Here is a 26,640-nt window from a genome sequence, read left to right on the forward strand (position 1 = left end):
GACCAGGGTCTCCGCCTCCCCCGTTGCGGCTCAAGGTGCCGAAGACCGTTACCCAGGGTCGACAGGGCGAGCGAACCCACCACCTGCCGCATGGTGTTGAGCAGGAGGGGGGAAGTGCACCCGACCCTTTCGGTTCGACGTCGGACAGCGCCGTGATGGTTGGCGAGTTCGACAACTCCAGGGGCCCCGCCGCGGCGGGGCACTATTCAGGAGCGGCGCAACTCCACCGCCTTGGACTGCAGTTCCTTCATCATGGCGATGCTGTGGAGCATTTTCCGGAAGGCCGACGTGATCCTGCGTACAGGGCGGCGCATGAGGCGACTGGCGGCACCGATCATGTTGATCATGGCCATGCCCTCCTGGACAGAAGCCGATTCGATCTCGGCGCCCCAGTCCGTCAGGGCGATTTGCTCCAGCACTCCCTCCGCGTCCTCCGACCATTCGGCGCGAGGAGTGGTGGCCAGCCAGTCCAGGAACACCTGGAAGCCGGTGCAGGAGGTGCGCATGCGTTCGGCAAAGCGGTCCGCCGCAGCCTCCAGTTCTCCGGTCGGTCCCTCGATGGCCTTGGCCAGGCGGTTCACCACGGCCATCATCTTGTTCGCCGTGGCCCCGGAGTGGTTGACCCGGGTCATTTCCTCCCCGAGGAGCATCATGAGCTCAGCGAGGTCCGACATGGCCGCTTCCACGTCGGCCATGTCGTCGGCGAGCGCCTCCATCTGGGCCTCGGCCTCCACGATCAGATCGAACAGGCCCGGGAGGTTGTCGTCGGGGCCGCTTTCCGCTCCGGTCGCGGAGCCCGTCTCGATCGCGCCGTCCGTCCGCACCGGGTCCGCCGCCAGCACATCCAGCAGTTGCTTCCGGGCAGTCGCTGTGCCGTCCGGATGGGACAGGAAGGCCAGGCGGAGCACCGTCCGGGGGGTGGGACGGCACTCGGCGTCCTGGGTGACGTGGACGGTGCGCCGGCCGAGGGCGTGGCGCGCGCCGAGGGCAAAGGCCAGGTCCGGGTCGGAACCGCCGAGGTCCGCGACGACGACGTCCGCCTCAGTGAGCAGGTGCAGCAGCTGGTCCAGGGGCAGGCCGGCCTCGGCGAGGCTGCCCGCCCTCAACAGGGTGAGGCCGAGCTGTTCGCACACCGGGCGCACGATGTCCTCGTGGAGGACGGCGGACCGGTGCCGCTCCTCCGGGAGGCAGGGAGTGGCGGAGTAGGCGGTGGTCGCGGTCCCGTCGATGACGAGGCAGGTGGGCATGGTGGTTTCCTTTCGGTGGCGGTCCGGGAGTGGGGCCCTGCCGGCGGCCTCGACCGCCGGCAGGGCGGGAGAGGAATCAGTCGAAGAGCGTGAGTGCCACGCCGTCGGCGACCTCGTCGGCGAAGACGGGACGCTCCTCGATGCCCAGCGCGGCCAGCAGCTCCACGGTCCGCACCCGGTGGCGGCGGCCGACGGACACCGTGGGACAGGGGAACTCGTCTCGGGCGACCAACCGGTAGGCGGTGCCCATGCATATACCGAACGCCCGGGCCGCCGTGCGCAGGTCGACGCTCACCGGCAGGTCGAAGATCTCGCGGAAGGTGAGGGGTGTGTCGTGGCAGCCGCTCATCCCTCCCTCCCGACCCGGCGCAGGGAGAGGGCGGCGACCTGGCGGCCCCGTCCGGAGTACCCGACGCTCGTGGCCGTACCGGCCACGCCCCATGCACTGGCGAGAGCGCCGATCCGTACGCCTTCGACACGGTGCGCGGGTACGGAGATCCGCAGGCTCGCGGAGAGCCCCGAACGGCGCGGGGCCGGGTCGTAGTCCGCCCGCCAGACGTCGTCCCTGCCCGCGCCGGGGGGAGTACCGCCCGCGCGTTCCACGTCCTCCACCGCGTTCTCGCGGTGCGTGTCGCGCCAGACCTCCCAGGCGCGGGAGCAGGCCGACCGCAGCACCGCACTCCCGGGTTCCGGGTCCCGCGGGTCCAGCTTCGCCAGTTCTTCGAGGTAGCAGGTGACGAGCTCCGCCTCGACGTCCTCGCGGTCGGCACGGCGGGACCGGGTGATCCGGGATGCGTTGCCGCGCAGCCCCGGGAGCCCCAGCCACACCACCGCCTCCCGCCAGTCGGGCCCTCCGGTCCGGAAGCGCTCCGCGACTTGGTGCCACAGGGAAGCCCGTGCCAGGGAGCACGCGGTGCGGTCGTAGAGCAATACACGGGCCCGGTCCAGGGAAAGGGGTACGCCCGCCGGTTCTGTGCCGTCGAACAAACGCAGCGGGGGCGTAGGTTCGTTTCCGGCGCACCGGCGCTCGACGGTGGTGAGGATGCCGGGGCGAGAGAAGAAAGTCATGGGTCGCCTCCTGTTCAACCAGCCTGCGAGGCCGGGGTGTTGTCTCGCCAGGTCTTCAGCGCGCGGGCGGCGGGTGCCTTGCCGGGCATCGCGTCCGGGCCTCTTTCCACGGCCAGGAGCCAGCGGAGGACGCCGGGCTCCCGAGCGGTCACCAGCCCGTCGAGGAGCCGGGCGACCGCCCGGGACCGGCCCTTGGCGCCGACCGCCCCGGCGCACCAGGTGAGCAGGGCATCTCCCATGCCGGAGAAGGCGACCGACTCGTTCAGGGAGTGTCCGACGAGGTGGACGGCGACCGCCGCCGAGCCGGCGCGGGCCAGAGCCCGTCCGCTCCACCACAGGGAGTCGGTGCGGGCCATGACGGGAAAGGCACAGGCGGTCAGCAGGCCGACCGTGCCGTCGGTCCGCGCCCAGTCCCGCATCCGGTGCAGGACGGTCACCCTGGTGGTGTGGTCGCCTCTTTCGAAGCGTCGTACGAGTGCCCCCTTGGCAGCCTCGAAGACGGAGAGGTCGTCCGTACCGGCGCCCAGGGTCTCGACGAGCTGTTCCAGCAGTCGCAACGCCTGCTCGTCCCCGAGCCCCTCGGGCTCCTGGCAGGCGTACGCCACGGCGTGCTTCAAGGAGGCTTCGGGCGTGACGCTCCACAGGTCCAGCAGGTCGGCCGCCGTCTGTGCCACCTCCCGGTCCCGGAAACGTGTCGCCAGGCATCGCCCAGCCACCCGCGGGGCGGGGAAGACCGGAGTGGAGGCCAGCGCGGGCAGCAGTTCCAGGGACTTGCCGCTCGTGGCCTCCGCCAGAGCGGCGACGGCCCGGCCGGCCCGCTCGATCTGGTCCTCCTCCGGGCCGGGGTCGGCGAGCCAGGCGTGTACCACCGGCACGAGGTCCGCACGGTCCCGGCACAGGCCGTCCCACACGGCCCCGCTCACGGCGGGCCAGAAGAAGGACACCCTGTCGGTGGCCTCGTCATCGGCGCGGCTCACACGATGGGCTCCGAGGATCCGCAGGACTTCGGCTGGCGGCCTCGTCGGAGGCTCCTCGCCCGGATGACCGTAGGAGCCGGGACCCCGCATCCTGTCCGGGCCCGCCAGCCGCAGCAGTTCTCGCGCCCGTTCCATCATCACGGCACGGTGCAGTCCTCCGTAGACGCCGAGGGAGAGCAGACAGGCCAGGAGTGCGGGATCGCGCTGGGCCCGGGCCAGGATCTCGGGACCCTCGGCGCCGGCCAGGATGCGCATGAGCTCCCCCGGGGCAGGGCCGCCCGCCGCCCCCAGGCGCCGCAGGGTGGCCGCGGCCTGTGCGGCGTGGCGTGGTGGCAGGCCGTCGGGCAACAGCTCGTCGAGATCGCCGGGTTGCAGGGCACGCAGCAACCGGGCGGGTACTGCCTCGTCGGGGCAGCCGTCCGCGAGGTGGGTGGTGAAGACCTTCCGGGGATCCGGCGGCCGGTGGCGCAGGACCGGCACGCCGAGCTGGTCCTCCAGTGCGCCCACCAGGCCGGGGGCCTCCACCAGGACGATGACGAGGCGGGCGCCCGCCTCGGTCAGGAGCCCTTCGAGGCGGGCCAGGTCCCACGCCCGGAGCGCGAAGGGATCCGCGAGCTCCGTCACCAGGTATCCGTCCACGCCCTGGGCGCGCGGCGACCACCGGGAGAGGTTGGCCGTTCCGTCGACCTGGACAAGCACGGGGGCCTCGTGGCCGTGCGCGAGCAGGTTGAGCGCGTGTGTCTCCCGCCCCGTCCCGGCCTCGCCGACGAGCACCACGATGCCGGATTCGCGCACCGCGAGGGCTTCCTCGAAGCCGGGCGGCGCCACGAAGCACCGCCGCGCCGCCTGCACGTGTTTCGTCCGTACGGGGCCTTGCCGCATCGGCCCCGGAACCGCGCCGCCCTCCACCGAAGGTGCGAGCCGCTGGTGCTGGCCGCCGGTCAGCAATCCGGTGTTGATGACGCCGTTGGGGGCCCAGATCGCCGGCCCCCGGCCCGCCACAGCCATCGCGAACTCGGCGAAGTCGGGCTCGGTCTCGCCGGGGAGATCAGCTGTCGCCATCGGTTCCTCCGCCGGTGTGGCCGGAGAATTCGACGGTGGTGACGTGCTGACCGCCGTGGACGGTGCCGGTGTTGATGATGCCGCGCTCGGCGTTCAGCACCGTCGCGGGGGAGGTCGCCGCCCGGGAAGCGGCGCCCGGGGCCGCCTCGGGCTCGGGTGCCGGGCCTGCGGCTTCCCGTCGCCGGCGGAACGCGAGGACATTGTCCGGGGTCTGAGGTTCTTCTGCTCGCATGTCGCCCTTTCCTTCCGTGGACGCCCGGGAATCGTGCGGACGTCCTCCTTTCGACACGTCGAGATTCCCGCGGATTCATCCCCGGAGCTGCTCCGGAGGACCAGGAATCAAGTAACCCCAGTCACACACGGAAAGGGTTTGCGGAACGGCATGAACAAGAAGAGCGGGTGCGTCACCGAAAGCGACACACCCGCCCATAAATTCGATATTCGAATACATCTCCACAGAGTCAGATGTACTCGCGAGGAACCGGCCTCCCGAGCGCCCCGATCCGGTCACGCAGCAGGCCGGAGAGCTCCTTGCGCTCCTGTTCGGTCAACGTGCCCAGCAGGGAGGCCAGCTCCTCCTGCCAGTCGGAACGCGGCGGAGTCAGCAGATCCTGGTGGTCGACCGCCCAGTCCAGCACCTGCCGCACCTCTTCGGGGTGACGAAGCAGCCATAGTGCCGCCAGCGACACCGGTCCGGCATGGAGTGCCTGGAGACAGAACTCGTACTCGCCCCGACGGCTGGCCGTCCAGGAGTAACGGACCCCGTCGCTTTCCCTCCGACCGAGAAGCAGTTCCTCATCGTTCTCCCGGAGTCGCACGTCGAACACCCGGTAGCTCAGACCGTGCTCCTCCAGGCGCTGCGGCAGGCCCAAATGCTGCATGATCTCCGGCGCCCCCAGCCCGTTGCCGGAGGCGGCCTGGGCCTCCGACAAGTAACGGAGGACAGAGGCGAGATGGGTCCGTACCAGGTGCCAGCCGTGCAGACTTCTTGCACGGACGACGCGTACGGGGTCGTGGACCCACCAGGAGACCCAGAGGTCGACCGACTCTGTGCCGTAGACCGTGGGGAGGCCGACCGCCCGCGTGTCCACGTGCTCCGTCGTGTCCACCCGGAAGACGTCGCTGTACTTTCCGTTCAGGTGGGGAGCGGGGGCCTCGTCCACCAGGGGCGGATAGGCGCCGGAACCCTCCGGGTTCCCTCGCCGGCCGAGGAAAGAGTACGCCCCCGCCTCGTCCCTGAGCACCAGTGCCCAGTCCTTCGGCGCGGACCAGCGATGGCCGAGGATCTCCCGCCAGGGCGCCCTGTCCAGCCGGTGAAAGAGACGGTCGGTGGTGTCGTCGTTCATGCTGTCTCCCTGTGCGCGCCGATCCGCCACCGATGGAGTGCGTCGCGGGCGGTGACGAGGCCGGGCCAGCCGTTCGCGCCCGCCTGGTCCATTTCTACGAACAATCGGAATTCACCGGAGCGCATGGACTGGGCCATGGCCGCGAACAGGTTCTCGACGGCCCGGAACTGTTCGTCGTCCCACTGGCCCGACTCCGCCCAGCGCAGCAACGTCCAGCACGTCGTTTCGAAGGAACTCTCCGTGTTCAGGGCGCGGCCCGTGAAGTCGGCCAGCGCCTGCCCCTGCGGCGTCCACAGGGCGAGGTTCCTCATGAACCACTGGGGAGACCAGAGCATCCGGCTGAAGAGCGAGAGCACCTGCTCCTGGTCGTACTCCTCGTCGTCCAGCCACTTCCGGAGCAAGTCGAATACCTTCGTCTCGTTGCCGGCCTGGAACAGCCGCAGGATCGCCGCTTCCACCGCCACCTTCACCTGGTACTCCTCTCCCTCCCGGACCTGTGCCGCGTGGAAGAGACTTTGAAGGAGCCGCAGGGCCAGGTCGGGGCGGGCCAGGCCGAATTCCTCGCCGCACGCGTGCGCCACCGTCGTCCTGAGACGGAAGTCGGTCGCCGTGCTCCAGCGATGCAATCGGTAACGAATCTCGGCGACGAGCACGGGGTCCTCGGCCGCGACGCCCAGCGCGTTCGCCACGACGAGCCGACTGGTCGCACGATCCGACCGGGCAAGTTCCAGAAGGTGCACCAGGGCGTTGCGCCCGCCGCCCCAGCTCGCCACCCGTCCCATGGCCCGGCCCGCCGGTTCGGCGAGCCCGCCGGTTCGGGGTACGTCCCGCAACCACTCGACGAGCAGTTCTGACAACTGCCCATACTCACGCCACACATGTCTGAGAACGGCCTCGGCCTGGCGATGCCTGATGAACGCCACAGCCTCCACACTGTGCGAGTAGGCTCCCTCCGCCCGGATCTCGCGGTTCTGACGGACCGCACGCACGGCGTGCAGCAGTTCTGTCAGAGAGTGCCGGAAGACGAACTTCGGATTGGGCCGGTCCTGTTTCGCGGCCCCGTCGGCATCTGTGCCGGGCAGCACCGCCGTCAGTCGATCGCCCGCCAGCTTGGTCAACCGGTCGGCCTCGTTCCTGACGATCTGCTGGTCCAGCCCCTCGTAGACCGAAGCGGCCAGCAGGAAGGCCAGTGGTTCCGGCTCGTCGCACAAGCTCTTGATGAGCTCCGGGACCTCCCGCTCGGCCCGGTAGCTCAGCCGGAGCCCCAGGTCGCCGAGAGCCTCCGGATCGCCGTCGGCCTCGACGAGGGCCGTCACCAGCTCCACCACTTCGGCGGGTACCAGCTCCGGCACCAGAAGTTCGCCCAGGTCATGACGGCTGGCAAGCGCGGACAGCAGCCGGTCCCGCTCCCACCGGTCCGGCACCACCGCCTCGAAGCGACTGCCGAACACCAGGGAGGGTGACGGCGGGGAGCACACGGTGGGGCTGATGTGGAGGTCCCGTTCAAGCCGGTGCAGCAGGGCCGTGTCGTCGGGCAGGACGATCACCATGCACGCTTGAGCCTTCTTGAGCAGCTCCCGCACGTTTCTCAGCATGACCGGGGAAAGAGGGCGGGAGGGGAACAGGCCGTCTATGAGATAGCCCCGAGCCGATGTGTCGGTGGGCTTCCAGCGGTCCAGTTCGGTGACGCCGTCCATGCCCGCAGTGGCGCACCAGCCCCGCAGCTCTCCCGCAGCAGGTTGAGCGCCGTGGTACGACGGCCTGTTCCTGGTCGGCCGACCAGGAACAGGGGCCCCTGCTTCAGCTTCGCGAGGGCTGCTTCGAACCAGTCGGGGCGTGCGAAACCGAGCGCGGCGGCCTCTCTCTCCATGTCCGGGATCGGGCCCTCGCGTACTCTGCTTTCCCGTAGCCGCCCTTCCGGCCTGGAGCCGTTGCGTACGCCCTGCCCGCCGTACACGGAACCGTTGTTGATGTTCCCTCCGGGGGCGTAGATCACGGACGCCCACTCCTTGGCCCCGCCGACCAACTCGGCGATGTCGTAGTCCGCTTCGGATCGCGGAGCCCCTTCCTCGGGCAGGGGTCCGGGGCCGGGCAGCCCGGCCGCCCCCACCCTCCCGTCCCCCGTCACTTGCGCCCCTGGCGCTTGTCGCCGCGGACCTGGTCGCCCTGGAAGCGGCGGATCTTGCCGATCTTGTGGCCCTCCACGTAATCACCGGCGATCCGGTCGCCCGCCACATGGTCACCGGCCACGTGATGGTTGCTCACGCTCTGACCGCCGTGGACGGTGCCGGTGTTGATGTTGCCGCGGGGGGCGGCGATGGCATCCGTGCCGCGGGCCGTCGTGTCGTCGCCGGACAAGTCGGCGGACTGCGGGGAGGGCTCCTGCACGGGCTCCGGAGCGGCGCCCTCGACGAGGGTTCCCTCGTAGAGAGGGCCGGAGGGCTGGGGGACGTAGAGCCATGCCCGTCGGGAGAACGACTTGCCCTCGACCGTCGCGGCCACCTCCACGAAGTGGTCGGGGTGGCGCCCGGTGTACCCGCCGGCGACCGCGTCCTCGTAGCACCGCTCGGAGAGGATGGCCGCGACGTGGGTGATGTTCTCGTTGTGGGAGGTGAGCACGGCCTTGACGGGGCGCGAGTCGAGCAGCCGGTGGGTGTCGTTGCGCGCTGTGCCGTTGCCGCCGAACTCGTCCCCGGTCTCCGGCAGCGGGCCGACGTGCAGACTGACGCGGAGCCTGATCGGCACCGCCCCGTGGGAGAGGACGTTGTAGTCGGTCAGGACCTCCTGGAGGGCGAGCAGCAGGGGGTGGATGACGAAGGGCATGCGTGCCGGGTCGAACCCGAAGACATAGCCGTCCCCGGTGGTGGCCGGGAACGTACGGTCCTCCCACAGGTCTCCGAGGTCGGTCCTGTGGAGCGCGGTCTTCAGGAGTTCGGGGACGACCCGGCTGACGGCCTCGTGCTCGATCGCCGGGCGGCCCGTGAAGTCCTTCGCGTCGACGGCCAGAATGCCCCGGTAGGGAGGCAGCGCCCTGCTGTGGGTGTACGGGGCGGCGATCCGCTGGGGCAGGGCGCTGCTGAACTCGGGCATGTCACTCCTCCGTGAAGCCCGCCCGGCCGCTCTCGGGCCGGGCGGGAAAGCTGTCGCGTGACGTCGAGCTTCACAGCGGGCGGGGAGCCGTTCCGTTCCGCAGGACCCGATAAGGAGTGATGAGGACCACATCCCCGACGGGGGTGTCAGCCGGCCGCGTGGCCGCCGGCCACCTTGCGCAGGCCCTCCACGCTGACAACCTCGATCCGGCGGTTTCCCACGCTCACGCAGTCGGGGCCGAGCCGCTCCAGCGCCGTGCTGACGGCTTTGCGGCCCACATCGATGTGCTGGGCCAGCTCCTCCCTGGTGAGGGAGAAGCAGTGCTTCCCTTGCTTGCCTTCACCGGCTGCCGTGACCAGGCGGAGCAGGGCCAGGGCGAGACGTTCATGAACAGCCCCCTCGCACAGCTCGGCCTGTTCGCGCATACGATTCCAGGCTAATTCAAAAATAGGGCGGGCGAGCTTGGCCTCTTGGACGAAGCGATGGAAATCCTGTGCGGGCACAATGCATGCCCTGCTTTTCCTCAGCGCCCACACATCGGCCATCCGGACGCTTTCGGGCTGAAGAGCCATCTCTCCCAGGATCTCGCCCCGCCCCCGGAAACCGAGCAGTCGCTGCCGCCCGTCGGGCTCGGTCCTGACGACCTTCACCAGCCCGTCCACCAGAGCAAGCACATGCGTCCCCCGGTCCCCCTGCCGCAACAGGGCGCGGCCCGCGAGGTAGGTCTGCTCCGGATACCGCGTCAGTCGTGCCCACTCCTCGTCCGGCACCAGAGCACAGAGAGGAGCTGACGGAAGGGAATCATCTTCGCTCATGCGGTCAAGCTAGAGGAGAAAAACTTCGGATAGACATGGGATTCACAATTCGGCGCGCGCATCACAAATAGAACGGCCGAATTTTTTCTGTTTAGCCGCCCGGCATCATCCCGCCACCCCTGAGCCGTTCCATGTCGGAGGGGCGGACCTGGATGGCGAAGAGGGCAACCAGGAAGACGATCACGGCGAGGCGGCGGAGACGATGAAGCCAGCCGAGACGCCGGAGGTGAGGATCAGGTTGCCCCAGGCGGGCGGGAGCCCGTCGGTGCGGGCGAAGAGGGCCTTCTCGGCCGGGCCCGCCCGGGCGAGGAAGGCCGGGATCTCCTGGTCGACCTCGTTGCGACTGGCGGTACCGAAGACGGTCACCAGGATGGAGAGGCCTTCGGCGCGGTCAAGCTGGAAGAAACCTGCCCCACCACAGACGCGCCCGCCCCGAAGCCGGCCGGCGACGTCATGCCGAACTTCGTCGGCCAGGGTATAAAGGCCGTCCGCTCCGCGATCCCGGCCAACGCGAGCATCACCGTGAAGGACGCGGTGCAGAGCCGCATGGTCCTCCAGGAGTCGAACTGGAAGGTCTGCACCCAGGACCCGAAGTCCGGTGCAGCGCTCACCGGCCAGCCCTTGACCTTCACCGTCGCCAAGACCGAGGAGTCGTGTCCCTAGCTCTCCGCACCGGTCGGCTTCACGCCCTCGCCCTCGGCTCCCCTGGGACAGGGACTCGACGCAGCCCCTGGCAATGCCTGTGGGGGGCCATACGGGTTTCCCGATAACGGCGGAAGCTATAGGCGACCAGTCGTGGGCCGCAGCCATTCGTGCAGGTCAGGGAAGCATCGTCCTGACAGACGCCAGGTGCCTTCTAAGCACTTGGCCGCAGGTTCGAGTCCTGCCGGGGGCACTTTTTCTCCACCACCGCGAGCCCTCCCCCGGGAGGGCTTTCGCACAGGTCCCCGGACCCTACCGAGCCGCTCGTAGCGCCCCGGTAAGGGCCCGGATCGCCACGCGGACCACCACCGCACCGGGACCACCACGCGGGCGCCCGCCCGCGCCGTTCCCTGGCAGCGCCGCTGTTCGTAGGATCGGTCCCCACCGACGATCGGGCAGGGGCGGCATGCAGGATTCCGAGTTATCGGGCGCGGCGGTACGGATATTGACCGGTGGCGTGCGGGTCCCGGCGGAGCAGGCCGCGGCGGTTCGCGAACTGGTCCGGGGGCAACTCGGGAGGAGCGTCCTGGGAGCTTCGGCGCTGGCCCGTCTGGACGAGCAGCCCGGCGAGGGGTCGGCACGCATCGTCGGCTCCGTGATCGCCGATGAACTGCGGTCCGATCCGCGCTTCGCCGAACGGCTGCGCGAGGCGATCCGGCCGCCGCACGCCCTCCCGGCCCACGAGCCCTCCCCCGGCCTCACCGCGGCTCCGCCACCGCCACCCCTCCCTCCCCTGCCGCCCCTGCCGCCCCTGCCGCCCGCATCCGCGCCTCCGGCCGTCCTCGCCCCGGCCAAGTCGGGGAAGGTGTGGGTCCTGGGGATCCCGCAATTCTTCCTGGCCTACGTGGTCCTCTTCGTCACGTCCAACCTGTCCAGGGACAACGCCCTCTCCCTCCCCCCGTTCTGGGGCGCCGTGCAGTTCGTCGTCCTCAGCGCCTCGACCGGCCTGGCCGTGTACGGAGTCCGACTCGGGTACCTCCTCCTGCGCCGGACACGCACCACGCCGCTCGTCATCGCCACCGTGCTCAACGCCCTCGTGCTGCTCCTGCTGGTCCGATTGCTCGCCGGCACCGTGGTGCTCGTGACGACATAGGTGCAAGGGGCTTCCCAGGACGGGAGGCGGGCTCGCGTGAGAGTGTCCGTACGGGCGGTCGTCGACGCTTCCGAGGGGCGGCGGTCGGCGGCTCGGGGCGGGGACGCCGGCGAGGGACGGGGTGGCTATGGCGGGGCAGCGGGGGCGGTCGCGCGGGGAGTTGATCCGGCAGCGGGCGCGGGGGCAGTTCGTGGGCCGGCGTGCGCAGCTGTCGCTGTTCGCGGACAACCTGGCCAAGGATCCGGAGTCCGAGGTGGACCCGGCGGAGTTCCTCTTCCACGTGCGCGGGGTCGGCGGTGTGGGCAAGTCCACGCTGCTGCGGCAGTGGCAGGAGGCGGCCCGGCGCGCGGGCGCCGTGACGGCGGTGGTGGACGAGGGCGACGTACAGGGCGTCCAACGGACCCTGGTCGAGCTGGCCCGGCAGTTGGCGGAACAGGCCGGTCCGCTCAAGGAGTTCGACCGGGCCGCCGAGCAGTACCGCCGGGAGCTGGAGGCATCGGCCGAGCCGATGCCCGCGGAGGACGCGCAGCAGGAGCAGGCCTCGCTGTCGAGTCGGCTCGTGACGCAGGCGGCGCTGGGCACGGCCTCGCTGCTGCCCGGCGCCTCGGTGGTGACGGCGATGACCAATCCGGACGCGGCCGCCCAGGGCCTGGACCGGCTCCGGGCCGGTGTCCGCGGCCGTGGCCGCCGGGCCCGCGGGGGTGACGCGGCCGGGGTGAGCCGGGTGTTCGTCGCCGAGCTGGGGCGGCTCTGCGACCGGTACCCGTGGGTGGTGCTGTTCTTCGACACCTGGGAGCAGACCGGCCGCGCCTTGGACGAATGGCTGCGGGACCTGCTCGACGACGCCTTCGGGCCGGTGGCGGTCAACGTCATGGTGGTGCTGGCCGGCCGGGACGAGCTCGCCGAGCGCGAGTGGGCCGCGCTGCGGGCGCAGGTGGCCGACGTACCGCTGGAGGAGTTCACCGAGGTCGAGACGCGGGCGCTGCTGGCCGCGCGGGGGGTGACGGACCCGGGGGTGGTGGAGGCGGTGTGGCAGCTGTCCATGGGGCTGCCACTGCTGGTGGAGCTGCTCGCGCTGGCCCAGCCCGGCTCCGCCGAGGACGTGGACTCGGGCGGCGACGTGGTGGACGCGGCGGTCGACCGGTTCGTGCAGTGGTGCACGGACCTGCTCCAGCGCGAGGCCGTCCTGGCGTGCGCACTGGCCCCGCGGCTCAACGAGGACGTCTTCGCCGCGGCCGTGCCGCCCGGGGCGCTGGAGCTGTGGACGTGGTGGTGCGGGCAGCCCTTCGTCACCGGCCACGGCGGCTACAAGCAGTACCACGCGGTGGTGCGGGCGAGCATGGTGCGCCAGCAGCGCACCCGTTCGCCGCGCCGTTGGACCGACGCGCACCTGCGGCTCGCCGATGCGCACGCCGGCTGGCGGGCCGCCGTGGAAGCGGGACTGCCCGAGGCGAAGTGGTGGGGCGACGCCCTGTGGCGCGGGCACCTGTTGGACGAGGCGTACCACCGGCTCTGCGCGCACCCCACCGCCGCGTTACCGGAGGCGCTGGAGCTGGCGGTCCATGCGGCCGGGGAGGATCCCGCGGCCCTGTGGCAGTACACGGACACCCTGGCGCAGGCGGCCCGGGACACCTCCGATCCCGCCCTCGCGCGCTGGGCCGAGCGCCTCCAGGGCGCGATGGCGGGCGACCAGCCCGCGCTCGACTGCCTCACCGGGCTGCTGAACCACGGTCACCTGCCGCAGTCCGTACGGACCCTGGCCCACACCCTGCGCGGCCGGCAGCTCTACGTCGACGACCGCGAGGCGGAGGCAGTCGTCGAGCTCGACCGGGCGATCGCCGCCGATCCCCGCAGCGGCCGCCCCTGGGCCCTGCGCGGTGACGCCCACCGCTGTCTCGGCGACTACGAACGGGCCGTCGCCGACCTGACGATCGCCCTGGGCATCGACCCCGGGGACTCCTGGTCCCTCTCCCGCCGCGGCGAGGCCCACCGCATGGCCGGCCACCACGAGCAGGCCATCGCCGACCTCGACCGCGCGATCGAGGCCGACCCCGACAGCGACTGGGCCTTCGCCTCCCGCGGCGAGGCCCACCGCGAGGGCGGGCAGCACGACGCGGCCCTCGCGGACTTCACCAGGGCGCTCGACATCGACCCCGACTACGTCTGGGCCCGCACGCAACGCGGCCGGACCCACCGCGAGAGCGGCCGCTACGACGAGGCCGTCGCCGACTACACCAGGGCGCTCGCGATCAACCCCGACTACTCCTGGGCGCTCGACTCCCGCGGCGAAGCCCACCGGATGGCCGGCCGCTACGACGAGGCCGTCGCCGACTTCACCAGGGCGCTCGACATCGACCCCGCCTACACCTGGGCCACCGCCCAGCGCGGCCTGGCCCACCGCATGGCCAGCCGCTACGACCTGGCCGTCGCCGACTTCGACACCGCGCTCGCGCAGGATCCCACCCTCCTCTGGGCGTTCGGCCAGCGCGGCGAGGCCCACCGCCAGGCCGGCCGCCACGAACGGGCCCTCACCGACTTCGACGCCGTGATCGCACTCGACCCCGGCGACGCCTGGGTGCTGGGCTCGCGCGGGGAGACGTACGGGCAACTCGGTCGCTACGACGAGGCGCTCGCCGACCTCGCCGCCTCCCTCTCGCTCGATCCCACCCAGACCTGGGTGCTGGGCGCCCGCGGCGACCTCCACCGCCAGTGCGGCCGCTACGGCCCGGCCGTCGCCGACTTCACCAGCGTGCTGGCCCTCGACCCCACCGCCGCCTGGGCGAGGGTCCTGCGGGGCGCCGCCCGGCGGCAGGCGGGCGACCTGGCGGGGGCGCGCCAGGATCTGGAGCGGGCCTCCGCCGTGGAACCCGCCGACCTGGCGTACCGGTTCGAGAAGGTCCTGCTGGACACCCGGGAGTCGGGGTTCGCGGCCTGTGCGCAGCAGTGGACCGACGTGCTCTCCGCTCCGGTGTCCGGACCCTTCGCGGCGGAGATCGACCGGCTGTTCGCGCTGTTCCGGGTCCTGCTCCTCACCCCGCACGAGGACCGCGCTGACGAGGAACCCGTTCACGACGACGGCCTCGTGGAGGCGGCCGTCACCTTCCTCGACGGTGCGCGGTACCACGAGCCCGTCGTCGACCTGCTCCGCTACCTGGACGAACTCTCCTCGCTGGACGGCCCAGCGGCCGAGCGCGCCCGCCGGTGCCGCCGGATCATCCGGAGGCGGTGGGCGCCGGCGAGTACGGATCCGGGTGCGGGTAGGGGTGCAGACGCGGGCGCGGGCGAAGGTGCGGGCGCGGACGAAGGTGCGGTATCGCACGATGCGTCCGGACCGTTGTGACACGGCACGGGTGCCGATCTTGTTCGAGGATCCGTCGAGTACCTAGATTGCGGGGATGACCACCTCGTCCACCTCCGAACGTCCCGGGACGGACCGGCGCGCGCTGCTCGCCGCGGCCGTCACCGTGCTGCTCTGGGCTTCCGCGTTCGTGTCCATCCGTGCGTCCGCCGAGCACTTCACCCCCGGCGCCCTCGCACTCGGGCGACTACTGACGGGGTCCGTGGTGTTGGTGCTCCTCCTGGTGACGCAGCGCGGCGGGGTGCCGCCGCGGCAGGCGTGGCCCGGGATCCTGGGGTCCGGGCTGCTCTGGTTCGGCGTCTACATGGTCGTCCTGAACTGGGGCGAGCAGTTGGTGGACGCCGGGACCGCGGCCATGGTCGTCAACATCGGCCCGGTGCTGATCGCGCTGCTGGGCGGCTGGTTCCTCAAGGAGGGGTTCCCGCCGCTGCTGCTGGCCGGCATGGCCGTGTCCTTCGTGGGCGCGGTCATCGTCGGCTTCTCGACCTCAGGGAACGGGTCGTCCTCGGTCGTGGGCCTGCTGCTGTGCCTGCTGGCCGCCGTGGCGTACGCATCGGGGGTGGTGCTGCAGAAGCCCGCGCTGAACCACGCGACCCCGCTCCAGGTGACGACGTTCGGCTGCGTCATCGGCACGGTCCTCTGCCTGCCGTTCAGCGGGCAGTTGATCTCCGACCTCGCGCGGGCTCCCGCGTCGGCCACCCTCAACGTCGTCTACCTGGGCCTCTTCCCGACCGCGCTCGCCTTCACCACCTGGGCGTACGCGCTGTCGCGGACCACCGCCGGAAAGATGGGCGCGACGACCTACGCGGTGCCGGCCGTGGTGATCCTCATCTCCTGGCTCGCCCTGGACGAGGTGCCGGGCTGGCTGACCCTGCTCGGCGGCGCGGTCTGCCTGAGCGGCGTCGCCGTGTCCCGGCGGCGCCCCGCCCGCCCGGCGGCGCCGAAGGGCTGACGTCCGGCACACGGTCGAGGGCCTCCCGGACGACCATCGCATTCCGGCCGATGCTGGCCGGAATGCGCCTACGCACGCGATCGGCACGCCCACCACCCCGAAGGAAGCCACGCCGTGAACCAGCACGACCCCGTGAACCAGCTCGACCCCGCGGATCAGCTCGCCCGCGCCCTCGCCTTCCGCAGGCTCCACGAGGAGCCGCGCCCCTTCGTCGTCCCCAACCCCTGGGACGCGGGCACCGCCCGCCTGCTCGGCGGACTCGGCTTCGCCGCGCTCGCCACCACCGGCGCGGGACTGGCCTACGGGCTCGGCCTGCCCGACGGCGGGAACCGGGTCACCCGGCACGACGTCCTGGCGAACGCCGCGGTCATCGTCTCCGCGACGCACCTGCCCGTCTCCGCGGACCTGGAGAGCGGTTTCGGCGAGACGCCGGACGAGGTCGCCGAGACCATTCGGCTCGCCGCCGCGGCCGGGCTGGTCGGCGGCTCGATCGAGGACTCGACCGGCCGCGCCGAGGATCCCGTGCGGCCGCTGGACGAGGCGGTGGAGCGGGTCGCCGCGGCCGTCGCCGCCGCCCGCGCGCTCGGCTTCCCCTTCACCGTGACCGCCCGCGCCGAGAACTTCTTCCAGGGCCGGCCGGACCTCCCCGACACCATCCGACGGCTGCGGGCGTACGAGGCCGCGGGCGCCGACGTGCTGTACGCGCCCGGGCTCCCGGACGCCGAGTCCGTGCGCGCGGTGTGCGCCGCCGTCGACCGCCCGGTCAACGTCCTGATGGGCTCGCCCGCGCTCGCGCTGTCCGTGGCGGACCTCGGTGAGCTCGGCGTGCGCCGGATCAGCGTCGGCTCCGCGCTGTCGCGGGCCGCGCTCGGCGCGGTGGTCCGCGCCGCCGAGGAGATCCGTACCCAGGGCACCTTCGGCTTCGGCGCCCAGGCTCTCCCCTACCCCGAGGTCAACGCACTGATGACGGCGACCGCACCGACCGCACCGACCGCCACGGAGGACTGAGACCCGATGGACGCTCCTACGGACGCCGGGGAGGAGGCCTCCGCGGTTCTCGCCGCCGGACCCGCCGCCGTGTTCCGGTGGTTACTCGACGACGAGGACCGCGGCGGTGCGCGGCCCCTGGACGAGGAGGGCGCGGCCGGCCCCCGCGGAGCTCAGCGCGCCACGACGGCGCTCGTCGCGCGCCGGATCCTGGACGCGTTCCTGTCCGCGCCCACCGGAGCCCCCGGTCCGGGCCCCGCGGATGCGGATGCGGACGCGGGTGCGGATGCGGATGCGATCGCCGACCGTGTGCGCGCGGTGCGGGACGCGTTGGAACCGCTCCTCACGAACCTGGTCGGGCGGGGCTGCGCCACCCGGCGCCTCGTCCTGCGCCAGCGGGCCCCCCTCCTCCTGCCCGGCTGCGCCCGACGGCGCGGCCCGGCCCTCGTCGGACTCGGCGTACGACTGCCCGCCCCCGGTACCCCGGAGTTCCTTAGGCGCTCCCAGGCGCGCCCCCTGACCCTCCTGCACGCCGCCTTCCACCTGGCGCTCGCCCGGCTGCCCGGCCCGTTCCTGCCCGAGGTGGTGGGCGCGCACTACGCGATGAGCGCCCTCGGCGCCGACGCGCTGCTGCTGGGCACCGACGACCCCGGGGACGAGCCGCGGGCCCGTACCGTCCTGGTCGACTACCTCGCCCTCACCGAACACGCGCCGGACGGCGAGCGGGACCGGCGGCGCCTGACCGCCGCCGTCGCGCTGGTGTTGCGGCTGGAGCGCGAACACGCCGCGCTGCTCGGCGAACTGGCCGACTGGCACGACGGGCTGGCCCCCGACGCCCGGGTCGCCCGGATCCTGCTGCGGCACGCCCCGTGCTTACGGGGCCCGGACTTACGGAGCGCCGATTTACGCGGCCCGGACTTATGGGGCCCGGACTTACGGAGCCCGGACCTGCCGGGCTCGGACTTACCGAGCCCGGGATCAGTGAGCCCCGACGTACGCCGCCCGGACCTGCGGCGGCTGGACGTCCGGCGGCTGCCGGAATGGCTCGACGACGAGGACCGCGAACTGACGTGCCTGGTCGAGGCGTTCCGGTGCTCCTTGACCACCGGGCCGGCTCCCGGAAGGGCGACGGACTTCGGCCGGCCACTGTTCGAGTTGCTCGACGAGGACGAGGCCGAGCACTTCGCACGGTGGGGCGAAACCGTCGCGGCCGGCGGACCGGCCGGGCTCACCCGGCAGCCGAACCCCGTCGGTGACGCGGCGGCGTTGGTCTGGGCGCGCCGCATCGCCAACGTCGAACGGTTCCCGCACCTGCGGTCCTCCCCCGACCCGGTGCCGGCACCGGCACCGGCACCCGCGCCGACCTCGGCCCCGGCCCCGGCATCGGCGCCGGACCCGGACCCGGACCCCGTCGAGGCCCGAGCCTGATCTCCCGATGTCGCTGAACCGCCCCACACACCACCCCACACGTAACCCCGCACGCCAGCGCGCGACCACCGACCGCCCGCAGACCGGCCGGCGTTGTCAGACCCCGGTGCCACCATCGCCCCATGGACGAAGAGCGCTTCTGGCAGTTGATCGAAGAGGCCCGGACCCGGGCGGGCGCCGATGCGCGCACCGGCGCCGATCCGGCCGCGCAGGAGGTCGCGGGGCAGGCTTCCGCGCTGCTCGCGGAGCTGGCTCCCGCGGACATCGCGCGGGCGCAGCAGGTGCTGTGGGACCTGCTCGCGCAGTCGTACCGGAACCCCTTGTGGGCCGCCGCCTACCTGATCAACGGCGGTTGTTCGGACGACGGCTTCGACTACTTCCGCGGCTGGCTGATCACCCGCGGCCGGGCGGCGTTCGAGCGGGCGCTGGCCGATCCCGACTCGCTCGCGACCCTGCCCGCGGTCGCCGCGGCCGTGGCGGAGGGCCTGGAGTGCGAGGACACCCTGGACATCGTCTGGCAGGCCTACCGCGCGGCGACCGGGGGAGAGTTGCCGGACGGTTCGCTCACGATCAGCTATCCCGACCTCGACCCGGAGTGGGACTTCGACTTCGACGACGAGGAGGAGATCACCCGGCGGCTGCCCGCACTGGCCGCGCTCTGCCTGACGTAGCCCGGCCGGTTCAGGCGTCGGGCGGGCCGGGCAGGGCGCCGGATCGGGCGTCAGGCCCCGGGCGCCGGGTCCGCCGGGCCGTCGAGGCCCACCTGGTGGGCCAGCAGGGCGGCTTGCACCCGGCTCGCGCAGCCCGTCTTCTCCAGGATCGAGCCGACGTGCGTCTTGACGGTGCCGATGCCGATGCCGAGCCGGACCGCGACGGCCGCGTTGGCCAGCCCGGCACCGAGCAGGCCCAGCACCTCGCGCTCGCGCTCGGTCAGCGCCGCGATCCGGGCGTCGGGGGCGCCCGGTGCGGGACGGCGCACGGGTTGCACGGCTCCGCCGCCCTCCAGCATGCGCCGGATGACGGTTCCGGTGACCCCGGGCGAGAGCACGGCGTCCCCGGCGGCCGCCGACCGTACGGCGCTGATCAACTCGTCGGGGCCCTCGTCCTTGAGCAGGAAGCCGGTGGCTCCGGCGGCCAGCGCGCGCAGGACGTTGTCGTCGTCGCCGAAGGTGGTGAGCATGACCACCTGGGGCCGGGGCTCCAGGGCGGTCAGCGGGGCGATCGCCGCGAGGCCGTCGAGGACGGGCATCCGGATGTCGATGAGCACCACGTCCGGGTGGTGCAGGGCGGCGAGTTCGACGGCGGCGGCGCCGTCGGCCGCCTCGGCGACGACCTCGATGCCCCCCGCGTGCCGCAGGATCATCCGCACGCCGGCCCGGATCATCTGCTCGTCGTCGGCGAGCAGCACCCGCACGGCGGCGCCGGAGGCCGGGTCGACGGCATGGCCGACGCCATGGTCAGCGGCGTGGTCAGGGGTGGGCTGCTGGTTCATCCGGTTCATCGTGAACTCCTCGGCGCCATCGGCACCTCGAATCGGTCGATCGTGGTCAGGATGCCGTCCCGGAAGCAGTAGCGGACGAGCCGCAGGGCGTCGGCGCCTTCCGTGCCCCGGTCGTCGACGTACGGGTAGACGCACTCGGAGGCGCCCGCGGGCCGGGGCGGCTCGCGCCCCGCCGCCGCGGCGCGGGCGAGGCCGAAGTCCACGACGCCCGCGTACCGCGCCTCGTTCCGGTCCATGCCGATCTGCGGCGGCTTGGGCGCTACGTAGCGGGACGGCTGCGCCTGCGCCGCCAGTTGGAAGCCGGCCGCGAGGACGGCGACGATCCCGGCGAGGCCCAGCAGCGCGGACGCTGCCTGGGCGAGGGGTACCAGGAGCGGGGCCCGGCGCAGCCGCCCGGCCTCCGCCGCGATCCGCGCGGCGAAGCCGTCGTCGACGGCCGCGGCGGCCCCCGTGCTCCCGGGCCCTGCGCCGGCCCGTACCCCCTCGTACGCACTCCCCTCGTCGGCGCTCCCCTCGTACGCGCTCCCCGCCTCCCGCGTACGGTCCCCCGCGCCGGCGGACGCGGCGCTGCGGCCGGGCCCCACCGGGATCCTGGCGACGACCGCGAAGCCGACGCCCCAGGGTCCGGCGGAGAGCATGCCGCCGAGCAGGGAGACCCGTTCGCGCAGCCCCGACAGCCCGCGCCCGGACCCGACGGGTGCGGCCCGCGGATCGGGGGCCGCGGCGCGGGCGCCGTTGACGACGCTCACCTCGACGAGCTCCGCCGTGTGCGCGACGGCCACCTCCACGGCGGCCCCGACCGCGTACCGGTGGACGTTCGTCAGGGCCTCGCGCACCACCCGGTGCACGGCCCGCCGGACCCGCGCCTCCAGCCGGTCGGTGTCCGGACCGGTCCAGGAGAAGTCCACGGCGACCCCGCCTGCCCGGGACTCCGCGACCAGCGCCTCGATGTCGGCCCGGGTGCCGGTGGCGTCGGTCAGGGCGTCCGTACCGGTGTCCCGGCCCAGCGGCCCGAGCACCCCGAGCACCTCGCGCAGCTCCCGCATGGCGTCCCTCGTCGCCTGCCGGATCAGCGCGGCGCTGTCCCGCAGGTCCTGGGGCTGGCCGCGCAGCGCCATCTCCAGGCCGCCGGTGTGCAGGGAGATCAGGCTGAGCCGGTGTCCGACCAGGTCGTGCATCTCGGCGGCGATGCGCGACCGTTCGTGGATGCGCGATTCGCTGTCCGCGAGCCGCCGGGCCTCCTCGGCGGCGACGGTCCGCTCCCGCAGCGCGACGAGCAACCGCTGCTGTTGCCCGGCGGAGGCACCGACCAGGCCCGGTACGAGGACGGCGACGGCGGCCAGGATCGCGCCGACGGTCAGCCCGTAGTCCCAGCCGCCGCCGGTCCGCCGGTAGACGGCCAGGCCCGCCGTCGGGACGGTCACCGCGCTGGCGGCGAGCAACACGGCGGCCCGCCGTCCGGTCCCCGCCAACTGCCGGGTCACCGTGTACGCGGTCACCGCCGCCAGCGGGGCGAGGGCGGTCATCGCGCCGAGCAGGGCGCCCATGAGGACCAGCGCGGCTTCGGGGAAGCGGCGGCGCACGACGAAGACCGCGAGCGCGAGGAGGGTCAGCGCGAGCTTCGCGTTCAGCCCCAGGGCGACACCGATCCGGTTGAGCGCCTCGTACGCCGCAAGAATGAGGAGCCCGCCGCCGACCGCTTCGACCGCGGCGCGGGCCATGGTGCGCCCCATAAAAGACATATCCCCGATTATCCGAGGTCGCAGGGATCTCCCGCGTACACCTCACGGTGGATCGGCTCCTCTGTCCAAAGGGAGAGGCGGGCGGGGGCGGATATCCGTATCAGACTTGCGGTGAATAGAGGTTCGTCCGCAGGGCGGACCCGGTGGGGGATTCCGGCGGCAACACTGGAAGACATGAAGCGTCCCTTCGTCATCGCCCTCGCCACCGTGGGAGTCATCGCCGTCGCCGCCGTCGCGCTGCCGAACCTTCCGCCGAACCCGGTGACCGACATGGTCAACGCCCGTCTCTTCAACAACGAGGAGAAGACGTTCGCCACCGCGGCGGACGCGCCGAAGCAGGGCGACCCCGCCTTCGTCCTGCCCGACTGGATCCCGCAGGACGCCAAGCGGGTCAAGGTGAAGGCCCACACGACGGGCGACGCGAAGCTGATCCGCTTCACCCTCGGCCGGACCCCGATGGGCGGATCCCCCTGCGCGGACGCCCCGGCGCGGCCCGGCAGCCCCAAGCTGGCGGCGAAGTGGTGGCCGAAGGACGCGGGGAGCAAGGCGAGCCCGGAGTGCCGGGGCCGCTACCACGTCGTGGTGCGCGGCCAGAAGGTCTACGCCTGGACCAACGGCCCGGTGACGCCCGGCGCGGTCCCGCCCACGGCGACGATGGCCGGCGCCACGGCAACCCGCTGACGTGCGCCGGAGCACGGGACCGGACCGCCCTGGTTGCGCGCCCCCGGCCTCGACTACCCTCGTTCAGGTGATCGAGTACGTGAACCAACTCGGCGGCGGCGCCCCTCGGATCGGCGCGCTGCCCCAGGGCAGCGCCGTGTCCCTGTGGGCCCTGGACACCACGCTGGACGTGGTGGGTGGGCACCGCGTCGCCGAGGCACTGTCCCTGCTGGACGCGGCCGAGCGCGACCAGGCCGGCCGCCGCCGCCAGCAGGCCGACCGGCACCGCTACCTGGCCTCGCACGTCGGGCTGCGGGTCCTGCTCGGCGGCTATCTGGGCCTGGCCCCCGAGCGGGTCTCGCTCGTCCGCGAGGTCTGCCCCTGCTGCGGTGGCCCGCACGGCCGCCCCGCCGTCGCCGGCGGCGCGATCCACTTCTCGCTCTCGCACAGCGGGGACCTGGCCTACTTCGCCTTCTCCCGGGTTCCGCTCGGGGTCGACGTGGAGGCGATACCGAGCCCCGAAGCCGTGCGCGACGTACTGCACACCCTGCACCCCGACGAGACCGCCGAGCTGAAGGCCCTGCCCGAGTCGGGACGGCCGCTGGCCCTGTCCCGGATCTGGTGCCGCAAGGAGGCCTACCTCAAGGCCACCGGCACGGGCCTCGCCCTGGGCCTCGTCGACCCGTACGTCGGCTCCGCCCCCGCCCCCGCCGCGGTCGCGGGCTGGACCCTGACCGACCTTCCGGCCCCCCGCGGTTACGCGGCCGCGCTGGCCGTACAGGCGGGCCCCACGGCCTGAACCGTGCCCGAGACGGCGCCGGCGCCGTGACCCGGTGAACGTTTCCGGTCACCGCGCTAGCCTGGGCCGCATGGACATCCGCCGGGCTTGCAGCGTTGCCGAACTCGTCGCCGCAGAGGGACTCTTCGACGGCCCCGCGCGCGAGGACTGGGCCGCCCGGTTCCTCGCCGCCGCCGGGCACCTGATGCTCATCGCCTATGTGGACGGCGTACCGGCGGGCATGGTCTCCGGCGTCGAGATGAGCCACCCCGACAAGGGCACCGAGATGTGCCTGTACGAGCTGAGCGTGGACGAGGGCCACCGGCGCCGCGGGATCGGACACGCTCTGACCCGCGCGCTCGCGGACGAGGCACGGGCGCGCGGCTGTTACGGGATGTGGGTGGGCGTGGACACCGACAACGAGGCGGCGCTCGCGACGTACCGCTCGGCCGGCGCCGTGGACGAGGGCGTCTTCACGATGCGCGGCTGGGCCCTGCCCGCCGCCGAGGTCACGGCTGCCGAGGACACGGCTCCGAAGGCCTGAGGGCCGCCAACCCTCAGGACGGGGTGCGCACAGCCCGTCCCACCCGTCACATCCGTCACGCCGTACCCCCCTTGGGCGGCGTGTCGTGCGCCCACTCGGCGCACCCTCCGCGCGCACCCTCCCCGCCTCGCCGAGCATCGCCGCATGACCGCAATCACCGCGCTGCTCCCCGCCGCCGCCCTGCTGGCGGCGACCGCGCTGCCCCTGCAAGCGCACTCCGGCGCGAGCAGCGGCCACGACACCGCCGACGCCACGGCCCCCTACGTCGTCGTCCTCAAGGACACCTCCACGCGCGCCCCCGCCCGGGCCCTGGCCGCCGAGGCCGCGCGGGCGGGCGACACCATCGACCGGGTGTACGACACCGCCCTGAGCGGCTTCGCCGTACGGACCACCGCGGCCCGCGCGGCCGAACTGGCCGCCGATCCGCGGGTGGCGTCCGTCGAGCCCGACGCCCTCGTCCACACCACCGACACCACGGCCACTTCTGGCACCACCGCCGGCTCCGGCACCACCGGCGGGCCCGGGTCCCAGGCGCGGGCGCCCTGGCAGTTGGACCGCCTCGACCAGGGCGCGCTCCCGCTCGACGGGGCGTACGCGTACCCGGGGACCGGCGCGGGCGTGACGGCGTACGTCCTCGACACCGGGATCAACACCGCCCACACGGAGTTCGGCGGCCGCGCCGTCCTCGGGGCCAACGAGACCACGGAGGCCGCCCAGGACCTCAACGGGCACGGCAGCCATGTGGCGGCCAGCCTGGGCGGCGCCACCTACGGGGTCGCCAAGGGGGTGAGCCTGATCGCGGTCAAGGTCGCCGACCAGCAGGGCAGCGGCAGCGTCTCCGACATCATCGGGGGCATCGACTGGATGATCGGCCACGCGCTCAAGGCGAGGAGGGCGGGCGGGGGCCCGGCCGTCGCCAACATGAGCATGGGCGGCAGCTACAGCTTCGGCATGAACCGGGCCGTCGCCAGGGCCGTCGCCTCCGGGATCACCTTCACCGTCGCGGCGGGCAACGACAACGCCAACGCCTGCTACTCCTCCCCCGGCAGCACGTCGAGCGCCCTGACGGTCGGCGCGACCGACGCCGCCGACCGGCGGGCCTCCTTCTCCAACTACGGCCGCTGCGTGGACGTGCTCGCCCCGGGTCTGGGCATCACCTCGGCCTGGAAGGGCGCTCCGGACGCCGTCCGGACCCTCTCGGGCACCTCCATGTCCGCCCCGCACGTGGCCGGTACCGCCGCCCTGATCCTGGCCGCCGGAACGGCCAGGACCCCGGCGGAGGTGGCCGAGGTGATCACCAGGAGCGCGGCCGTCAACAAGATCACGAACCTGCCGGTGCGCACCCCGAACCTGCTCCTGCAGACCCCGCGGACACCCGTGACGGCACCCGCGCCCGTGCCGGCCCCCGCTCCCGCACCCGTACCCGCCCCCGTACCGGTACCGGCCCCCGCACCCGTACCGGCCCCGGTGACGGCGCCCGCACCCGTACCGCCGTCCGCCCCGCCCGTCCAGGCCGTCCAACCCGCTCCGTAGGACCGTACGGCGGTACGACGGCGCGACCCCGCACGGCGGAATGCGCAGGTCGGATCGGCTACGGACACACCCAGGACACCCCACCCGCCCCACCTGCGACCCCACCCGCGACCCACCGACCAGTCGGTACCCCGCCCGCTCCCCGCCCCGTTCTGATGGGACATCAATTTCTGAGTGCTTCGGGCGAAAGCAAGTCATTGACTTCTCATGACCGCGACGCGTCAATATCGGCCACCGCACCGGCTCGGCCTCTCCCCCACAGCGGGTGGGGGGAGGGTTCGTTCGACGAAGGAGTCGCGACCCAGTGAGTACGACAACGTTCCGACGAAGAGTTCTGGCCGGGGCGGGCGCCCTTTCCCTGGCCCTGACGGGTGGCGTGGTGGGCCTGGCGGGTACGGCTCAAGCAGCGACCAAGACCACGCCGGTCGCCATGAACTGCGTCGCCCCCGCGCCGCAGCCGGGTGCCAACGGCAACCAGGACTTCACGATCACGCTCCCGGACGGCGCCAAGGCCGGTCAGTCCGTGCCGATCACCATCGACCCGGGCGAGACCCCGGTCATCCCGATGTTCACGATCGACACGGTCAACACCATCAAGGCCAAGCTGTTCGTGGGCGGGGTCGCCCAGACCGTCACCAGCCCGGCCGTGCCCAGCCACCAGGAGGCCAACAAGAAGGCCGACCCGCCGGCGTTCAGCGGGAACATCACCATCCCGGACGGCACCGAGGGCACCACCGTCCAGATCACCATCGACCAGGTGATCACGGACGCCGACCTCGGCGGCACGGTGTACACCACGACCTGTACGCCCGGCCCGCGACCCAGCGGTTCGGTCGGCTCGGTCGCCGTGGAAGCCCTGCCCAAGGATCCGATCACCACGAAGGTGACGCCCAACAGCGGCAAGGCGGGCACCGCCGTCGTCGCCACCGGCGCCAACTTCCCCGCGGGCGCCGTGACCTGCTCCGCCCTCCTCGGCGGCGCGGCCACCGGTGACACGGGCACGGGCACGGCCGACGCGTCAGGCGTCGCCAGCTGCACCCTCACGGTCACCAAGAAGGCCGACGCGATCAAGATCGACGGCTCGATCGCCCCGGCCAAGGCGTTCGTGTTCCTGGAGGACCAGGCGGGCGTGAAGAACCCGGTCGACGTCGAGGTGCTCCCCGGCCCGCTGGCGCTGGGCCCGAAGGACGGCCAGCCCGCCGTCAGCTTCGGCTCCGTCACCATCAACGGCAAGGCCCAGTCGGTGGTCGGCATGTTCAACGCCGCGGCCGTCCAGGACTTCCGCGGCGGCACCCTTGGCTGGGACGTGACGGCGACCCGTACGCCGTTCCTGAACCAGACCACCGGTCACTCCATGGCCAAGGCCCAGATCGGCATCCAGCCGACCTGCACCGTGACCAATGCGGACAGCCCGAGCACCTGCTCCGCCGGAACCCCCGGCGCGATCACGGACACCCCGATGAAGGTCGCCTCCCAGGCGGCCGGCGGGGACGAACTGACCGGTGGTGAGTTCGCCGTCGGCGGCGCCGGGATGATCCAGCTCCCGCCGTTCATGTTCGCGGACACCTACCAGTCGGTCGTGACCTTCTCCATCGCCTGACCGGTCAACCGGGTGGTGGGGGGGGGGGGGCGGCCCCCCCCCCCCCCCCACCCCCCCCCCGGCCCCCCCCCCCCCCCCCCCCCCCCCGCCCCCCCCCCCCCCCCCCCCCACCCCCGCCCCCCCCCCCCCCCCCCCGCCGCCCCCCCCCCCCCCCCCC

General features: G+C 72.7%; 24 protein-coding genes and 1 tRNA gene. 13 read left to right on the top strand and 12 right to left on the bottom strand.

All coding sequences use genetic code 11. The features are described from left to right. Positions 1–206: 206 nt before the first annotated feature. The 10 genes from ACIBEA_RS36725 to ACIBEA_RS36770 form a co-directional block, all read right to left on the bottom strand. Positions 207–1,247, bottom strand: coding sequence for a hypothetical protein (locus tag ACIBEA_RS36725; RefSeq protein ID WP_399267551.1), 1,041 nt, complete (start codon positions 1,245–1,247; stop codon positions 207–209). Positions 1,248–1,323: 76 nt separating this feature from the next. Continuing rightward, the gene (locus ACIBEA_RS36730) at positions 1,324–1,596 is read right to left on the bottom strand and encodes a DNA-binding protein (RefSeq protein WP_384663756.1); all 273 of its coding nucleotides are present in this window, start codon (positions 1,594–1,596) and stop codon (positions 1,324–1,326) included. Next, positions 1,593–2,315, bottom strand: a complete 723-nt coding sequence (locus ACIBEA_RS36735) for a hypothetical protein (protein ID WP_350914222.1) — start codon at positions 2,313–2,315, stop codon at positions 1,593–1,595. The genes ACIBEA_RS36730 and ACIBEA_RS36735 overlap by 4 nt, the downstream gene beginning before the upstream one ends. Before the next feature lie 14 nt (positions 2,316–2,329). Then, a complete protein-coding gene (locus tag ACIBEA_RS36740) occupies positions 2,330–4,354 on the bottom strand; it encodes a hypothetical protein (RefSeq protein ID WP_399267552.1) in 2,025 nt (674 codons plus the stop codon). Continuing rightward, positions 4,341–4,586 (bottom strand): S-type pyocin domain-containing protein, encoded by a 246-nt coding sequence (locus ACIBEA_RS36745; protein ID WP_384649024.1) that lies wholly within the window; start codon positions 4,584–4,586, stop codon positions 4,341–4,343. Before ACIBEA_RS36745 ends, ACIBEA_RS36740 begins: the two co-directional genes overlap by 14 nt. Positions 4,587–4,815: 229 nt before the next feature. Next, a complete protein-coding gene (locus ACIBEA_RS36750; protein WP_399267554.1) occupies positions 4,816–5,700 on the bottom strand; it encodes a hypothetical protein in 885 nt (294 codons plus the stop codon). Then, on the bottom strand, positions 5,697–7,397 hold the full coding sequence (locus ACIBEA_RS36755; RefSeq protein WP_399267555.1) for a hypothetical protein: 1,701 nt from the start codon (positions 7,395–7,397) through the stop codon (positions 5,697–5,699). The genes ACIBEA_RS36750 and ACIBEA_RS36755 overlap by 4 nt, the downstream gene beginning before the upstream one ends. 427 nt (positions 7,398–7,824) lie before the next feature. After that, positions 7,825–8,790, bottom strand: coding sequence for a hypothetical protein (locus ACIBEA_RS36760; protein ID WP_399267556.1), 966 nt, complete (start codon positions 8,788–8,790; stop codon positions 7,825–7,827). Positions 8,791–8,936: 146 nt separating this feature from the next. Beyond that, complete coding sequence (locus tag ACIBEA_RS36765; RefSeq protein WP_399267557.1) at positions 8,937–9,605, bottom strand: Crp/Fnr family transcriptional regulator; 669 nt, start codon at positions 9,603–9,605, stop codon at positions 8,937–8,939. Between the two features lie 180 nt (positions 9,606–9,785). Further along, positions 9,786–9,971, bottom strand: a complete 186-nt coding sequence (locus ACIBEA_RS36770; RefSeq protein ID WP_399267558.1) for a hypothetical protein — start codon at positions 9,969–9,971, stop codon at positions 9,786–9,788. 156 nt (positions 9,972–10,127) lie between these two features. On the opposite strand from ACIBEA_RS36770, the gene ACIBEA_RS36775 reads away from it, so the two are divergent. From ACIBEA_RS36775 to ACIBEA_RS36810, 8 genes are all read left to right on the top strand, one after another. Then, a complete protein-coding gene (locus ACIBEA_RS36775; RefSeq protein ID WP_399267559.1) occupies positions 10,128–10,268 on the top strand; it encodes a hypothetical protein in 141 nt (46 codons plus the stop codon). A 132-nt stretch (positions 10,269–10,400) separates the two neighbouring features. Further along, a tRNA-Arg gene (locus tag ACIBEA_RS36780) sits at positions 10,401–10,497 on the top strand. A 216-nt stretch (positions 10,498–10,713) separates the two neighbouring features. Continuing rightward, positions 10,714–11,400, top strand: a complete 687-nt coding sequence (locus ACIBEA_RS36785) for a hypothetical protein (protein WP_399267560.1) — start codon at positions 10,714–10,716, stop codon at positions 11,398–11,400. Between the two features lie 127 nt (positions 11,401–11,527). Then, positions 11,528–14,740 (top strand): tetratricopeptide repeat protein, encoded by a 3,213-nt coding sequence (locus ACIBEA_RS36790; protein ID WP_399267561.1) that lies wholly within the window; start codon positions 11,528–11,530, stop codon positions 14,738–14,740. 55 nt (positions 14,741–14,795) lie between these two features. After that, a complete protein-coding gene (locus ACIBEA_RS36795) occupies positions 14,796–15,710 on the top strand; it encodes a DMT family transporter (RefSeq protein WP_399267562.1) in 915 nt (304 codons plus the stop codon). 114 nt (positions 15,711–15,824) lie between these two features. After that, positions 15,825–16,718: an oxaloacetate decarboxylase gene (locus ACIBEA_RS36800; protein WP_399267563.1), complete on the top strand. Its 894-nt coding sequence runs from the start codon at positions 15,825–15,827 to the stop codon at positions 16,716–16,718. Between the two features lie 6 nt (positions 16,719–16,724). After that, positions 16,725–18,125, top strand: coding sequence for a hypothetical protein (locus tag ACIBEA_RS36805; RefSeq protein ID WP_399267564.1), 1,401 nt, complete (start codon positions 16,725–16,727; stop codon positions 18,123–18,125). Positions 18,126–18,247: 122 nt separating this feature from the next. Further along, complete coding sequence (locus ACIBEA_RS36810) at positions 18,248–18,796, top strand: DUF4240 domain-containing protein (protein WP_399267565.1); 549 nt, start codon at positions 18,248–18,250, stop codon at positions 18,794–18,796. A gap of 50 nt (positions 18,797–18,846) precedes the next feature. Here ACIBEA_RS36810 and ACIBEA_RS36815 read toward each other — a convergent pair whose 3' ends face one another. Together ACIBEA_RS36815 and ACIBEA_RS36820 are read right to left on the bottom strand one after the other, a co-directional pair. Continuing rightward, positions 18,847–19,626 (bottom strand): response regulator, encoded by a 780-nt coding sequence (locus tag ACIBEA_RS36815; RefSeq protein WP_399267566.1) that lies wholly within the window; start codon positions 19,624–19,626, stop codon positions 18,847–18,849. Continuing rightward, a complete protein-coding gene (locus tag ACIBEA_RS36820; protein ID WP_399267567.1) occupies positions 19,623–21,347 on the bottom strand; it encodes a sensor histidine kinase in 1,725 nt (574 codons plus the stop codon). Before ACIBEA_RS36820 ends, ACIBEA_RS36815 begins: the two co-directional genes overlap by 4 nt. A gap of 195 nt (positions 21,348–21,542) precedes the next feature. Between ACIBEA_RS36820 and ACIBEA_RS36825 the strand changes: the two genes are divergently transcribed. From ACIBEA_RS36825 to ACIBEA_RS36845, 5 genes are all read left to right on the top strand, one after another. Beyond that, a complete protein-coding gene (locus tag ACIBEA_RS36825) occupies positions 21,543–22,049 on the top strand; it encodes a hypothetical protein (RefSeq protein ID WP_399267568.1) in 507 nt (168 codons plus the stop codon). A gap of 67 nt (positions 22,050–22,116) precedes the next feature. After that, positions 22,117–22,827 (top strand): 4'-phosphopantetheinyl transferase family protein, encoded by a 711-nt coding sequence (locus tag ACIBEA_RS36830; protein WP_399267569.1) that lies wholly within the window; start codon positions 22,117–22,119, stop codon positions 22,825–22,827. 70 nt (positions 22,828–22,897) lie between these two features. Continuing rightward, positions 22,898–23,350, top strand: coding sequence for a GNAT family N-acetyltransferase (locus ACIBEA_RS36835; RefSeq protein ID WP_399267570.1), 453 nt, complete (start codon positions 22,898–22,900; stop codon positions 23,348–23,350). A 144-nt stretch (positions 23,351–23,494) separates the two neighbouring features. Next, positions 23,495–24,883, top strand: a complete 1,389-nt coding sequence (locus ACIBEA_RS36840) for a S8 family peptidase (RefSeq protein WP_399267571.1) — start codon at positions 23,495–23,497, stop codon at positions 24,881–24,883. Positions 24,884–25,187: 304 nt separating this feature from the next. Beyond that, positions 25,188–26,483 carry a hypothetical protein gene (locus ACIBEA_RS36845; protein ID WP_399267572.1) on the top strand — a complete coding sequence of 432 codons (1,296 nt, stop codon included), beginning with the start codon at positions 25,188–25,190 and terminating at the stop codon, positions 26,481–26,483. Positions 26,484–26,640 lie beyond the last annotated feature (157 nt).

The sequence above is a fragment of the Streptomyces sp. NPDC051555 genome (genome assembly GCF_044454405.1).
GTDB lineage: Bacteria > Actinomycetota > Actinomycetes > Streptomycetales > Streptomycetaceae > Streptomyces.

Excerpts from the sequence above, each read along its gene's own strand:
- ACIBEA_RS36740 (WP_399267552.1), bottom strand. The coding sequence starts at position 4,354 with ATGGCGACAGCTGATCTCCCCGGCGAGACCGAGCCCGACTTCGCCGAG.
- ACIBEA_RS36730 (WP_384663756.1), bottom strand. The coding sequence starts at position 1,596 with ATGAGCGGCTGCCACGACACACCCCTCACCTTCCGCGAGATCTTCGAC.
- ACIBEA_RS36790 (WP_399267561.1), top strand. The coding sequence starts at position 11,528 with ATGGCGGGGCAGCGGGGGCGGTCGCGCGGGGAGTTGATCCGGCAGCGG.
- ACIBEA_RS36795 (WP_399267562.1), top strand. The coding sequence starts at position 14,796 with ATGACCACCTCGTCCACCTCCGAACGTCCCGGGACGGACCGGCGCGCG.
- ACIBEA_RS36785 (WP_399267560.1), top strand. The coding sequence starts at position 10,714 with ATGCAGGATTCCGAGTTATCGGGCGCGGCGGTACGGATATTGACCGGT.
- ACIBEA_RS36735 (WP_350914222.1), bottom strand. The coding sequence starts at position 2,315 with ATGACTTTCTTCTCTCGCCCCGGCATCCTCACCACCGTCGAGCGCCGG.
- ACIBEA_RS36820 (WP_399267567.1), bottom strand. The coding sequence starts at position 21,347 with ATGGCCCGCGCCGCGGTCGAAGCGGTCGGCGGCGGGCTCCTCATTCTT.
- ACIBEA_RS36755 (WP_399267555.1), bottom strand. The coding sequence starts at position 7,397 with ATGGACGGCGTCACCGAACTGGACCGCTGGAAGCCCACCGACACATCG.
- ACIBEA_RS36815 (WP_399267566.1), bottom strand. The coding sequence starts at position 19,626 with ATGAACCGGATGAACCAGCAGCCCACCCCTGACCACGCCGCTGACCAT.
- ACIBEA_RS36840 (WP_399267571.1), top strand. The coding sequence starts at position 23,495 with ATGACCGCAATCACCGCGCTGCTCCCCGCCGCCGCCCTGCTGGCGGCG.
- ACIBEA_RS36745 (WP_384649024.1), bottom strand. The coding sequence starts at position 4,586 with ATGCGAGCAGAAGAACCTCAGACCCCGGACAATGTCCTCGCGTTCCGC.
- ACIBEA_RS36805 (WP_399267564.1), top strand. The coding sequence starts at position 16,725 with ATGGACGCTCCTACGGACGCCGGGGAGGAGGCCTCCGCGGTTCTCGCC.
- ACIBEA_RS36760 (WP_399267556.1), bottom strand. The coding sequence starts at position 8,790 with ATGCCCGAGTTCAGCAGCGCCCTGCCCCAGCGGATCGCCGCCCCGTAC.
- ACIBEA_RS36765 (WP_399267557.1), bottom strand. The coding sequence starts at position 9,605 with ATGAGCGAAGATGATTCCCTTCCGTCAGCTCCTCTCTGTGCTCTGGTG.
- ACIBEA_RS36725 (WP_399267551.1), bottom strand. The coding sequence starts at position 1,247 with ATGCCCACCTGCCTCGTCATCGACGGGACCGCGACCACCGCCTACTCC.
- ACIBEA_RS36825 (WP_399267568.1), top strand. The coding sequence starts at position 21,543 with ATGAAGCGTCCCTTCGTCATCGCCCTCGCCACCGTGGGAGTCATCGCC.
- ACIBEA_RS36750 (WP_399267554.1), bottom strand. The coding sequence starts at position 5,700 with ATGAACGACGACACCACCGACCGTCTCTTTCACCGGCTGGACAGGGCG.
- ACIBEA_RS36810 (WP_399267565.1), top strand. The coding sequence starts at position 18,248 with ATGGACGAAGAGCGCTTCTGGCAGTTGATCGAAGAGGCCCGGACCCGG.
- ACIBEA_RS36835 (WP_399267570.1), top strand. The coding sequence starts at position 22,898 with ATGGACATCCGCCGGGCTTGCAGCGTTGCCGAACTCGTCGCCGCAGAG.